Source organism: Rhodococcus sp. P14, from assembly GCF_000256505.1.
Lineage (GTDB): Bacteria > Actinomycetota > Actinomycetes > Mycobacteriales > Mycobacteriaceae > Rhodococcus > Rhodococcus ruber.
In genome coordinates, this window is record NZ_AJFC01000041.1 from 1 (window position 1) to 11,515 (window position 11,515).

Here is an 11,515-nt window from a genome sequence, read left to right on the forward strand (position 1 = left end):
CGTCGGTCGAGGCCACCGGGCCGTTCGTCGCCGCCGGGTTCGGCCTGCTCGTCCTTGTCGTTGTGGCGAGCCTGGTGGCGTGCGTGCGCTACGTGCTGCTCTATGCGGACCTGTCGGTCACCGACGACGGACGGATGCTGCGCGTGGGGCACGGCCTGCTGCGGCACCGGCACACCACCCTGGATCGGCGCCGTCTGCGCGGGGTGAGCCTGCGCGAGCCGCTGGCGCTGCGCCTGGTCGGCGGGGCCCGGCTCGATGCGGTGATGACCGGTGTCGCCGCCGAGCACGGCGAGTCGTCGTTGCTGCTGCCGCCCGCGCCGTCCGCCGAGGCGCGACGGGTCGCGGCGGCGGTGCTGCGCGACACCCGTCAGCTCGACGCACCGCTGCGTGCGCACGGGCCGGCGGCCCGGCGACGACGGTTCACCCGGGCGCTGCTGCCCGTGGCACTGGCCGTCGCGGCCGCCGCGGCGACGGTCGCGGTCACCGGCCGCACGGTGCCGGTGGCGGCGTGGATACCGGTGGTCGCGGTCGTCGCGACGGGGGCGGTGGGGCTGGCGTGGGATCGCTACCGCAGCCTGGGTCATGCCGTGCTCGGCGCCGGAACGGCGGACGCGCCGGCGTGGTTGATCACCCGCGGGGGCTCACTGGATCGGCGCCGCGTCTCGCTCGAGGCGGACGGCATCATCGGCTGGACGGTGCGGCAGTCGTTCTTCCAGCGCCGCGCGGGAGTGGCGACCGTCGTCGCCGCGACGCCGGCCGGCACGGGCCGCTACGAGGTCGTGGACCTTCCCGCGGAGCAGGCGTGGGCGCTGGTCGAGGCGGTCACACCCGGCGCCGGCGACGCCTGGGTGCGACGATGAACCCGGATATCGGGCGGCCACGCGACCTGGCCACGCTCGACGCCTGCCTGATCGAGTGCCGGGCCTGCCCCCGCCTGGTCGCGTGGCGCGAGCAGGTGGGCCGGGAGAAGCGTGCCGCATTCCGCGACGAGGAGTACTGGGCGCGTCCCGTGCCCGGGTTCGGTCCGGCGGACGCGTCCCTGCTGATCGTCGGCCTCGCGCCGGCCGCGCACGGCGGCAACCGGACCGGGCGGATGTTCACCGGCGACCGCTCGGGCGACTTCCTCTACGCCGCGCTGCACGCGGCGGGCCTGGCGTCGCAGCCCACCGCGACGCACCGCGGCGACGGCCTCGAGCTGTTCGGCACCCGCGTCACGTCGCCGGTGCACTGCGCGCCCCCGGCCAACCGGCCGACGCCGCAGGAACGGGACACGTGCCGTACCTGGCTCGACGCGGAGCTGCAGCTGCTGACGCCGACGCTGCGCTCGATCGTGGTGCTCGGCGGCTTCGGATGGCAGGCGCTGTTCCCGGTGCTCGACGACGCCGGCTGGGTCGTGCCGCGTCCGCGCCCCCGATTCGGGCACGGGGCGGGGGTGGAACTGCTGCCGCGCGGCGACGCCGCGGACCGCGGGCCGTTACACGTGTTCGGGTGCTATCACGTGAGCCAGCAGAACACGTTCACCGGCCGGCTCACCCCGGCCATGCTCACCGCCGTGCTCACGGACGCGGCGCGGGCTGCCGGACTGCACTCGTGAGGGCGGCCATGCGCGCGACGAACAGGTACAACCCGGCGGGGGCCAGGGCACCGACCGGCAGCAGCAGGGTCCGCCAGTCGGCGACGAGGAGCTGATCGCCGCCGGGACCGCCGGACAGGCACAGGACGAATCCGACGATCCACGCCAGCAGCGGCCACGCCGCGCGCGAGGGGGATCCGGGTTCGGCGCGCATCGCCATCACCAGCAGCACGTTCGCCGCGCCGGCCAGCCCGATCGTGATCGGGAACGGCACCGTGCCGATGTACAGGCCGAGGAAGAACACGGACAGCAGCGCGCAGAGGAAGCCGTCGAAGGTCAGCAGGGCGACGATGCCCGTACGCGGCGTCGCCGCCGGGGGCGCGGAGGCCTGCGTGGCGGTGGTGGCGGGATCGACCGTCATGGTTCGATAGTGCGCCACGGGCGCGGGTCCGTGGGCACCGGGTCCCGGCCGATCACGGCACGGGCGGGTAGCCCATGAGCGTGAGCACGTGGCTGGCCTGGTCCGCGAAGCCGTAGAGCGCCTGGTAGTAGGCGGCATTGATCTGGTCCGCGTAGGGACGCAACGAATCGACGAATGCGACGATCTGGTTCTGGACGGACCAGTTGTACATCGAAACCCTCTCGTGTGATCGCGATCACCTTTCCGGTGCTCGTGGTCACACTAACCCAGCCCGGCGAAGAGGTCACGCTCCCGTCCGGGGCCGTCGCCGCGGTCGCCGCGGACCAGTACGTAGTGCTCCTGGTCCAGCACGGGCTGCGCGACGAGGTTGGACAGGGTGAACTGTGCCCCGCCGGGTGCCACGACCACCTGGGTCGCGTGCGCCGCGAGCGCCGCCCGCTTGGCGTCGAGCACGTCGGCGACGTCGACCACGGTGGTGACCTGGTCGTCGGGCACGCTCGGCAGCTCGTCGGGGCCGGGTCGCCGCCACCCGTCGGGCAGGGCGGTCATGTCCTCGATGCCGCGGCGCAGGGCGCTCGCCTCGGTGACGGTCCAGTAGAGCTTCGCCGGGTCCCACGGCGGGCCGGCGTGCGGGTAGGCGTCGGTCCCCGCGGCCTCGACGGCCGCGGTCACGACGTGATGCACCCGGATGTGGTCGGGGTGGCCGTAGCCGCCCACCGGGTCGTAGGTGACCACCACGTGCGGGCGCAGTTCGCGGATCACCGCGACCAGGGCGGCCACCGCCTCGTCCCGGTCGGCGTTCACCCAGGCCCGGGGGTTCGCAGCCGACGGGGTCCCGGCCATCCCGGAATCGCGCCAGTGCCCGGCACCGCCGAGGAAGCGCGGCGCGGGCACGCCGAGGGCGGCCAGCGCCCGGCCGAGCTCGTGGATGCGGTAACCCCCGAGCTGGTCGGCGCGGTCGGCGGTGAGCTGCGCCCATTCGTCCCCGATGACCTCGCCCTCCTCCCCGAGGGTGCACGTCACGACGGTGACCTCGGCGGCCCGAGCGGCGTAGTGCGCGATGGTCCCGCCCGTGGTGATCGATTCGTCGTCAGGGTGGGCGTGCACCAGCAGCAGGCGCCGCGACGCGGGGTCGGTTCGGTCGGTCACGGGGTGGTCCTCCACCAGTTCTGCGCATCGGACAGGGGCCCGGCGGGGATCGGGCCGGTCAGGGTCACGCCCTCGACGCCGGGTCCCGCGGCGATCACGGTGCGGTCCTGCAGGATCGGCAGGGTGACCGCGAGGTCCCACAGCTTCGGCTGCGCGCCGGCCAGGACGGCGGGCACGTCGCCGGCGCCGCGCAGGGCGCCGGCGAGTTCCGGTTCGAGGGCGGGGTCGCACATCCCGGACACGTTGCTCGGTGCGGCGAGCTGCGCCTCGGCGGCTTCGATCTCGTCGTCGGGAACGGTGTCACCCCCGGGAGCGGTGTCGGCGCCGGGCACGGTGCCGCTGTCCGGGGCGGGCGCAGGATCCGGCTCGACCGGGGGGCTCCCCTGCCCGGGAATCGCCGGTGGACAACCGAATCGGGACATCGCGGCCGTGGCGGGGTCGCCGCCGGCGCGGGTCCAGCCGACCACGGCGTGCACGGTTCCCCGGACGAGTGCCTCGCCGTAGAGCTCGTCGGGCGGCAGCGTGGTCACGGTGGCCGCGACGCCGGCTCCGCGCAGCTGGTCCGCCGCGGTGTGGGCGACGGCGTCGGCCACCGGGGAGTTCTCCGGCACGCCCAGCACGAGCGCCAGGGGCGCGTCTCCGTGGGCGAGCAGCCCGGTCGTCGCCGCTTCCGGTACCGGCGTGCCGGTCGCTTCGACCGTCGCCGGGTCGGCCGGTACGTAACCGGCCGCGGCGAGGAGCGCGAGGGACTCCTCGCGGCCCGGCCGCGGCGGCATGCTCGGCGCATATCCGGGGTCGGACGGGGCGAGCACCTGTGCACGGGCCGCGACCACGGCCGATTCCGTGCCGGCCGCGACCGTGGCCAGCAGGTCCGGGTCGAGAAGTCCGAGGACGGCGCGGCGCACGCGCGGATCCGCGAACTCGGTCGTGCGGCCGTTGAGGGTCAGTTCCAGGACGCGGGGCTGGAGTTGAGTGCCGGTGCGCACGTGCGGGATCGCGCCGAGCTGGGCGAGCAGCGCGGAGCCGCCGCCGTGCATCTGCGCGACCTGGGCGTCGCCGGTGCGCATCGACTCGGCGAGCTGTGCGTCGGTTCCGCCGCGCCGCAACAGGATCCGGTCGGGCCGGGCCGGGGTCCCCCAGAACCGGTCGTTGCGTTCGAGCAGGATCTCGCCCCGCCCGCGGTCGACGGACCTGACATGGAACTGCCCACCGGACACCGGGATCGATTCGGCGAGGCTCGTGGCGAATCCACCCGGCGTGTCCTTGACCAGGTGGGCCGGCAGGAGGTGGGTGAACAGTTCCCGCCACGCCGGGTAGGGCTCGCGCAGGGTGACGGTGACGGTCTTGCCGCCGCCGGAGGATCCGACGTCCTCGATGAGGCGGTAGCCCGCGGGATCGACCACGCCGGGCTCGGTGATCATCTGCTGCCACAGGTACCGGAAGTCCTCGGCGGCGATGGGTGCGCTGTCGGACCACTGCGCTTCGTCGCGGACCTGATAGGTGATGGTGAACGGCGCCTGCGAGGTGACGTCGGCCGAGACGAGGACGGACTCGTCGAGCATCCACACGGTGGCACCGGGCCGCGCGGGATCGGGCACGGGCCGGAACGCGCTCGGCAGCACCATCCCGGCAACCGTGTTGCCGACGGGCGACTGGTCGGCGAGCAGGTGCGGATTGAACCCGGCGCCCACGTCGTCGACCGCCACCACGACGGTGTTCAGCTGGGGAACCGGGGCGGGGGTCCGGGTGGGTTCGGTCTGCTCGATCGGCGGCGGCGGATCGGCGGTACACGCCGACAACCCCAGCACCGCGGCGACGGCGGTGATCCCGGCGAACCTGCGCATCCGGCCTCCCTTCCCTCCGGGATGCGGCGGTGGTCCCGGCCGCACCGGGACCACCCCTGCCGCACTACTCGTCCAGTGCCGCGACTACTTGTTGCGAGCCTTCTCCCGCGAGCGGGCGCGGGCCCGGTCGGTGGCCGAGAGGTGCACCTTGCGGACCCGGAGGATCTCCGGGGTGACCTCGACGCACTCGTCGGAGGCGCAGAACTCCATGGCCTCCTCGAGGCTCAGGGTGATCGGCTTGGCGAGGGTTTCCATCACGTCGGCCGTGGAGGAGCGCATGTTGGTGAGCTTCTTCTCGCGGGTGACGTTGATGTCGAGGTCTTCGGCGCGCGGGTTGATGCCCACGACGTGGCCCTCGTAGGTGTCGCTGCCCGGCTCCACGAAGAAGGTGCCGCGGTCGCCGAGCTGGATCATCGCGAACGGCGTGACCGAGCCCGAGCGGTCGGAGACCAGCGAGCCGGTATGCCGTGCGCGGATCTCGCCGGCCCACGGGGCGTAGCCGTGGAAGACGGCGTTGGCGATGCCCGTGCCGCGGGTCTCGGTGAGGAAGTCGGTGCGGAACCCGATGAGGCCGCGCGACGGGACGATGAACTCCATGCGCACCCACCCGGCGGCGTGGTTGGACATCTGCACCATCTTGCCCTTGCGGGCCGCGAGCAGCTGGGTGATCGCGCCGAGGTGTTCCTCGGGGCTGTCGATGGTGAGCTCCTCGTACGGCTCGTGCACCTTGCCGTCGACCTGCCGGGTGACCACCTGCGGCTTGCCGACGGTGAGCTCGAAGCCCTCGCGGCGCATCTGCTCGACGAGGATGGCCAGCGCCAGCTCGCCGCGGCCCTGCACCTCCCACGCGTCGGGGCGGCCGATGTCGAGCACGCGCAACGACACGTTGCCGACCAGCTCCGAGTCCAGCCGGGACTTGACCATGCGCGCGGTCAGCTTGTGACCCTGCACGCGGCCGACGAGCGGCGACGTGTTGGTGCCGATGACCACCGAGATGGCCGGCTCGTCGACCGTGATGCGCGGCAGCGCGACCGGGTTGTCCACATCGGCGAGGGTGTCGCCGATCATGATGTCCGGGATGCCGGCGACGGCGACGATGTCGCCGGCGACGGCGACGTCACCGGGCCGGCGCTCGACACCGATGGTCTGGAGCAGCTCGGTGATCTTCACGTTCTTCACGCCGTCGGCGTGCATCCACGCGACGGTCTGGCCCTTGCGCAGTTCGCCGTTGTGGATGCGCAGCAGCGCCAGGCGGCCGAGGAACTCGGAGGCGTCGAGGTTGGTGACGTGCGCCTGCAACGATGCGGCCGGATCGCCCTTGGGGGCGGGGATGTATTTCATGAGCACGTCGAACAGCGCGTCGAGATTCTCGGCGGACGGCGCCTGTCCGTTCTCGGGCTGTTCGGTCGACGCCTTGCCCTCGCGGCCGGAGGCGTACAGGACCGGCAGGTCGAGCAGCTGCTCGGCGGCCTCGGAAGCCTCGTCGTCGAGGTCGGAGGCGAGGTCGAGCAGCAGGTCGTGGGTCTCCTCGACGACCTCGGCGATGCGGGCGTCGGGACGGTCGGTCTTGTTGACCACGAGCAGCACCGGCAACGACGCGGAGAGCGCCTTGCGCAGCACGAAACGGGTCTGGGGCAGCGGGCCCTCGGACGCATCGACGAGCAGGACCACGCCGTCGACCATGGACAGCCCGCGCTCGACCTCGCCACCGAAGTCGGCGTGACCGGGGGTGTCGATCACGTTGATGACGGTGACGGTGCCGTCGGGGTTGTGCCGGTGCACAGCGGTGTTCTTCGCGAGGATCGTGATGCCCTTCTCGCGCTCGAGGTCACCGGAGTCCATGACCCGGTCGACGAGTTCCGCGCGCTCGGCGAAGGCGCCCGATTGGCGCAGCATGGCGTCGACGAGGGTGGTCTTTCCGTGGTCGACGTGCGCGACGATGGCGACGTTGCGGAAACTGGCGGTGCTCACGCGATGGCTCTCCTGGCTGTTGTCCGGCCACACGGCACTGGACCCAGACGGCACCTCGCCCGTACGGCGTTCTTGCGGTGGCCGCGTCGCGAATGCGAGTCACCTGTTCGCGGCCGTGAACGGCCCGCACAGGCACTGCGGCCTCCAATACAGTACAGGCCGGTCCCGGTGCTCCGCGCGCGCCGACGCCGGATTCACCAGCTCGCGACGCAGAGCGTGACGTTCGCCACGTCGCCCCGCGCCGGCCGGCGCACCCTGCATTCGTCGGCGCACCCTGTATTCGGCGGCCCGGCCATCCAGGTAAGGGCATGCTAACCTTTGGTCCGGAACCCCACCGACGAAAGGCCGGCGACCCGGATGGGCAAGGTGAAGGCGAGCAAGGTCGCGCAGCTCGAGCCCAAGAAGAAGTGCTGCCGCAAGAAGACCCGCTGTGTGCGCTGCCCGGTGGTGGTCATGCGGATGAAGAGACTCGAGCACGAGGGACTGGGCAAGAAGGAGCTCGCGAAGCGCCTGAAGAAGGCCCGCGCCGCCTGACCGGCCGCACCACCGTCAGCCCCGGAGTCGGGCGCGCAGCTCCGGTAGCCACACCCGGTCGTTGGGCACCAGGTCGATCCGTTCCAGCTCGTCGGCGTCCACCCAGCGCAGGGCCGCGTGCTCGAGCGGCCGCGGCTCCCCCGAGACCAGCTCCACGCGGTAGGCGCGCAGCACCCGGCCCCCGCCCAGCGGCACTCCGGCCCCGACGCGCTGCGCCCCGGCGACCTCCACGCCCAGCTCCTCCCGCAGCTCCCGGCGCAGTGCCGCCTCGGCGGACTCCCCCGGCTCCGCCTTGCCGCCGGGCAGCTCCCACAACCCCGCCAGCTCCGGGGGGCTGACCCGCTGCGCCAGCAACAGCCGGCCGTCGCGGAAGATCGCCCCGGCCACCACCTCGTCCGCCCGGCCCGTCGTTGCACTCATGTGCGGCATCGTCCCAGAATGAGACATGGCCGAGTTGCTCTCCGACGCCGACATCGAGGCCGCCCTCGTCGACCTCCCCGCGTGGCAGCGGGACGGGAACGCGATCGTGCGCACCGTCGAGTCCCCCTCGTTCCCCGAGGCCGTCGCGCTGGTGGACCGGGTGGCCGAGGCCGCCGAGGCGGCGAACCACCATCCCGACATCGACATCCGCTGGCGGAAGGTGACGTACTCGCTGTCCACCCATTCCGCCGGCGGGATCACCGCGTCGGACGTGGAACTGGCCCGGACGATCGACGCGCTGGTCCACGGCTGACGGATACGGCCGGAGCGGGGTGCCGCGCCGGGATGCGCCGGGCGAGGATCGTCCACACGTACACCGCGAGCACCCCGAGCACGTTGCACGCACCGGCCCAGGCGAGCACCGCGGGCCGCGAGATGTCCCACATCGAGTCCTGCGCCAGTCCCAGCAGCCACGGCACCCCGACGACGGTGAGCACCGCCCAGACTCCGGCCAGGACGCGCGCCCCCCGCCGGTCCGCGAGCGGGCCGTAGACCAGCCACACCAGCATCGGCAGTACCCATACCCAGTGGTGCATCCAGGAGATCGGCGACACCAGCAGCCCGAAGAGTTCGACGACGACGACGGTGCCGAGGCGATCGTCCGGGCCGAGGGCACGCCAGGCCGCGAAGGCCAGCGCCGCCGAGACCGCGACGGCCGCCAGCCACAGCGGCCCGGTGCCGACGTCGTGCCCCACGATGCGGCTCAGCGCGCCGCGCACCGACTGGTTCCAGACCGACCCCACCGGTCCGATCCGCTCGGCGTCGCCGAACAACGTCGTGAAGTAGGTCCGTGCCTGCTCGCCGAGCGCCAGCCAGCTGACGGCGACGGTGACGACGAAGACCGCCGCGGAGAAGAACGCCGCCGACCACCGCCGTCGCGCCACGAGGTACAGACCGGCGACCGCCGGGGTCAGCTTGATGCCGGCGAGCACCCCGACCAGTCCGCCCGAGAGCCACCAGCGGTTGCTGCGGACCGCGACCATCACCCCGAAGGCCAGGAACACGTTGACCTGCCCGTAGTCGAGGGTCGTGCGGATGGGCTCGGTCCAGATACCGACCGCCGTCCACCCGAGCGCGACCGCCGTCCAGTGGGCGCTGTGGGCCGCGGGACCGAACAGCAGCTCGAGGCAGATGCGCAGGATGCCGAACAGGGCGGCGACGGTCAGCAGCTGCCACAGCACTCCGACCACGGGGAAGGGCAGGTAGTGCAGGGGGAAGAAGACCAGGGCCGCGAACGGCGGGTAGGTGAAGGGCAGGGAGAACTCGGGCGTGTCCCGGGTGTAGGTGAAGTCGTACAGCTCCCCGCGCAACAGCGCCGCGGACCCGTCGACGTACACGTGCAGATCCACGAGATTCATGCCGTTGGGGGTGAGGAAGTTCCACGCCAGGCGCACCCCGACGGACACGGCCAGCAGGGCCGCGCACCACCACAGTCGATGCGGGCGAACCGGATCGGACACTGCGGCGCGGCCTCCCGTCGTCACGTCGCCCCGGGGAAGGACCGGGGACTGATGCAGACTATCCGGTCCACGACGGCGGGCCGAACACGATACTCACATCAGTAACAGTTTCATCTACTCTCACAAAAACCACATGCGTCACACGTAGTCTCGAGCGGACACCACTGATCGGAACACGTTATGGCTAGACTCCCGCGAATACAGGCGGCGGCTGTGAGACCGGCCACGGCTTGTACTGATCGGGGGGCCTACATAAAGTGTCTCCCCGAGCCGTCAGCGGCATCGGAGCCCCTCGCTCCGGCGCCGCTTCAACGACAAGGATGGGGAAAAGTGCTTCGAACCCGAGCAACGCGCAGGATGATCACCGCCTGCGCTCTCGCCGCCGCCGCGGCGCTCACCGTGCCCTCGCAGGCGGTCGCGCAACCCGTCGTTCCGGGCCTCCCCGACACGCTTCAGCTGCCGGTCGAGCTCGCGGGCTACCCGCTGCCGGCGGACCTGACGATCGAGTCCCTCATGGGGATGCTGAGCACCCAGGCCGCCGCACCCGAAGAGGTCGAGGCCCTCGCTTCCCTCGCCCCCGCCATCGTCGGCGCGGCAGCCGGGCCGACGGACGTCGCCGACGGCCGGAACCAGCTGCTCGACCAGGCGAAGGAGCTGCTCGCGAACTCGCAGCTGCCCGACTCCGTCAAGGCCCTGCTCCAGCGCGTGATCACCTTCCTCGACGGCAGCGGCGGTGGCGGTCCCGACCTCCCCGACCCGAACGCCGTGCCGATCTCGCAGTTCCTGTACCCGAGCATCGGCAAGGACTGCATCCGCGACGGCGGCGACTCCATCGGCACCGCACTCGCCGTCGCCGGTCCCGCACCGCTCCCGCCGCCGGGCCCGAAGGCCGGCCAGGCCGGGTTCGTGTTCACCGCGCTGGGAACCGCCAAGTTCGCCGCGCAGCAGGCCCAGCCGCTGACGGTGAGCTGGATCAACGTCTCCAACGGCCGCAGCGGCACCGCGACGCTCACCGACGCGGCCCGGATCAACCCCGACGGCCCGACGACGCTCAGCGCGATCGCGGACACCGGCTCCGGCAACGTGGCCGCGGTGATCTCCGGTGGCATCACCACGCAGGCCGAGGGCGCGGCCCCGCGCTCGTGCACCTTCCTGCCGACGATCGGGCTCGTCACGGTCGCCTGATCGATCGTCCGCACCTTGGCCGAGGCCGCCGGGATCGTCCCGGCGGCCTCCGTCGTCCGCACGCTCGTCGTCCGCACGCTTCCCGCGCCGCCCGCTGCGTGGTAGACCGGGACATGGCCGAAACACCCCTCGGGCACACCGTTTCCCGATCCCTGCGCTCCCGCCGCTCCCACCGGTCGATCCTCTCCCTCCGTTCCGAGGGCTCGATCCTGTCCATCGGCTCGGCGTACTCGATCCTGTCCGTCGGCAGCGTCGGGTCGGTGCTGTCGGTCGGTTCGGTGGGGTCGTTCGGTTCGGCCCTGTCGTCGCTGTCGTTCGCCAGCCTCGGCTCGGCGCTGTCGGGACTGTCCCGCTGGTCGCTGCTGTCGTGGCGCGGCGTCCACGACGCCCCCGAGGACCCGCACCCCACGCTCGTCGTCACCGCCGCCGAACCCGACCCCGCCGCGCACTGCCAGAGTTGACCGGGCAGGCGCTGTCCCGTTGAACGGGCCCGTTCTCCCGCGCCGCCGCCACACCTGGTAGATGTCGTACGTCCGGTCGTCGTCGCGGCCCGGCTTCGAGGAGGCGCATGGCGGTCGAGACCCGGATCCCGTCGGTCGGCGAACGTCCGGCACCCCGTGGCCTCGTCGCTGTGCTCTCCCTCTGCGGCATCGTCGTCGCCCTGATGCACACCCTCGTCGTCCCGCTGCTGCCCCAACTGCCGCATCTGCTGGGAACCTCGGTGGAGAGCGCCTCGTGGGCCGTCACCGCCACCCTGCTCGCCTCCGCCGTGATCACCCCGGTCAGCGGCCGGCTCGGCGACATGTTCGGCAAACGCCGGATGCTGCTCGTGTGCCTCGGCACGCTCGTCGTCGGCTCCGCGGGCTGCGCGCTGTCCACCACGCTGTGGCCGGTGATC

The 11,515-nt window shown here is 72.4% G+C and carries 14 protein-coding genes; 7 read left to right on the plus strand and 7 right to left on the minus strand.

Annotated features, from left to right (window positions below; translation table 11 throughout):
- Together OEY_RS0103040 and OEY_RS0103045 are read left to right on the plus strand one after the other, a co-directional pair.
- The coding region (locus OEY_RS0103040; protein WP_010592475.1) for a PH domain-containing protein at nucleotides 1-860 on the plus strand (860 nt) is incomplete at its 5' end.
- The gene (locus OEY_RS0103045; protein WP_010592476.1) at nucleotides 857-1,594 is read left to right on the plus strand and encodes a uracil-DNA glycosylase; all 738 of its coding nucleotides are present in this window, start codon (nucleotides 857-859) and stop codon (nucleotides 1,592-1,594) included. The genes OEY_RS0103040 and OEY_RS0103045, both read left to right, overlap by 4 nt.
- On the opposite strand, the gene OEY_RS0103050 is transcribed toward OEY_RS0103045, so the two are convergent.
- From OEY_RS0103050 to typA, 5 genes are all read right to left on the minus strand, one after another.
- Entirely contained in the window at nucleotides 1,557-1,994 is a 438-nt protein-coding gene (locus OEY_RS0103050) for a hypothetical protein (protein ID WP_010592477.1), read from the minus strand. The genes OEY_RS0103045 and OEY_RS0103050 overlap by 38 nt on opposite strands.
- A 52-nt stretch (nucleotides 1,995-2,046) precedes the next feature.
- Nucleotides 2,047-2,205, minus strand: coding sequence for a hypothetical protein (locus OEY_RS30770; RefSeq protein WP_006933951.1), 159 nt, complete (start codon nucleotides 2,203-2,205; stop codon nucleotides 2,047-2,049).
- A 50-nt stretch (nucleotides 2,206-2,255) separates the two neighbouring features.
- Nucleotides 2,256-3,143, minus strand: a complete 888-nt coding sequence (gene mshB / locus OEY_RS0103060) for an N-acetyl-1-D-myo-inositol-2-amino-2-deoxy-alpha-D-glucopyranoside deacetylase (protein WP_010592478.1) — start codon at nucleotides 3,141-3,143, stop codon at nucleotides 2,256-2,258.
- Nucleotides 3,140-4,987, minus strand: coding sequence for an ABC transporter family substrate-binding protein (locus tag OEY_RS0103065; RefSeq protein WP_010592479.1), 1,848 nt, complete (start codon nucleotides 4,985-4,987; stop codon nucleotides 3,140-3,142). The genes mshB and OEY_RS0103065 overlap by 4 nt, the downstream gene beginning before the upstream one ends.
- Nucleotides 4,988-5,071: 84 nt before the next feature.
- Complete coding sequence (gene typA, locus OEY_RS0103070) at nucleotides 5,072-6,958, minus strand: translational GTPase TypA (protein ID WP_010592480.1); 1,887 nt, start codon at nucleotides 6,956-6,958, stop codon at nucleotides 5,072-5,074.
- 357 nt (nucleotides 6,959-7,315) lie between these two features.
- Here typA and OEY_RS30775 point away from each other — a divergent pair, with 357 nt between their 5' ends.
- Nucleotides 7,316-7,492, plus strand: coding sequence for a hypothetical protein (locus OEY_RS30775; RefSeq protein ID WP_003936054.1), 177 nt, complete (start codon nucleotides 7,316-7,318; stop codon nucleotides 7,490-7,492).
- A gap of 15 nt (nucleotides 7,493-7,507) precedes the next feature.
- Here OEY_RS30775 and OEY_RS0103080 read toward each other — a convergent pair whose 3' ends face one another.
- A complete protein-coding gene (locus OEY_RS0103080; protein WP_010592481.1) occupies nucleotides 7,508-7,912 on the minus strand; it encodes a (deoxy)nucleoside triphosphate pyrophosphohydrolase in 405 nt (134 codons plus the stop codon).
- A gap of 25 nt (nucleotides 7,913-7,937) precedes the next feature.
- On the opposite strand from OEY_RS0103080, the gene OEY_RS0103085 reads away from it, so the two are divergent.
- Entirely contained in the window at nucleotides 7,938-8,225 is a 288-nt protein-coding gene (locus tag OEY_RS0103085; protein ID WP_010592482.1) for a 4a-hydroxytetrahydrobiopterin dehydratase, read from the plus strand.
- On the opposite strand, the gene OEY_RS0103090 is transcribed toward OEY_RS0103085, so the two are convergent.
- The gene (locus OEY_RS0103090) at nucleotides 8,170-9,432 is read right to left on the minus strand and encodes a mannosyltransferase (RefSeq protein WP_010592483.1); all 1,263 of its coding nucleotides are present in this window, start codon (nucleotides 9,430-9,432) and stop codon (nucleotides 8,170-8,172) included. The two genes, OEY_RS0103085 and OEY_RS0103090, sit on opposite strands and share 56 nt — an antisense overlap.
- Before the next feature lie 330 nt (nucleotides 9,433-9,762).
- Between OEY_RS0103090 and OEY_RS0103095 the strand changes: the two genes are divergently transcribed.
- The 3 genes from OEY_RS0103095 to OEY_RS0103110 form a co-directional block, all read left to right on the plus strand.
- Nucleotides 9,763-10,617 (plus strand): Rv1157c family protein, encoded by an 855-nt coding sequence (locus tag OEY_RS0103095; protein WP_026137630.1) that lies wholly within the window; start codon nucleotides 9,763-9,765, stop codon nucleotides 10,615-10,617.
- 113 nt (nucleotides 10,618-10,730) lie between these two features.
- Entirely contained in the window at nucleotides 10,731-11,078 is a 348-nt protein-coding gene (locus tag OEY_RS0103105; protein ID WP_010592485.1) for a hypothetical protein, read from the plus strand.
- A 107-nt stretch (nucleotides 11,079-11,185) separates the two neighbouring features.
- Nucleotides 11,186-11,515, plus strand: a 330-nt coding sequence (locus OEY_RS0103110; protein ID WP_010592486.1) for an MFS transporter, incomplete at its 3' end; no start/stop codon positions are given.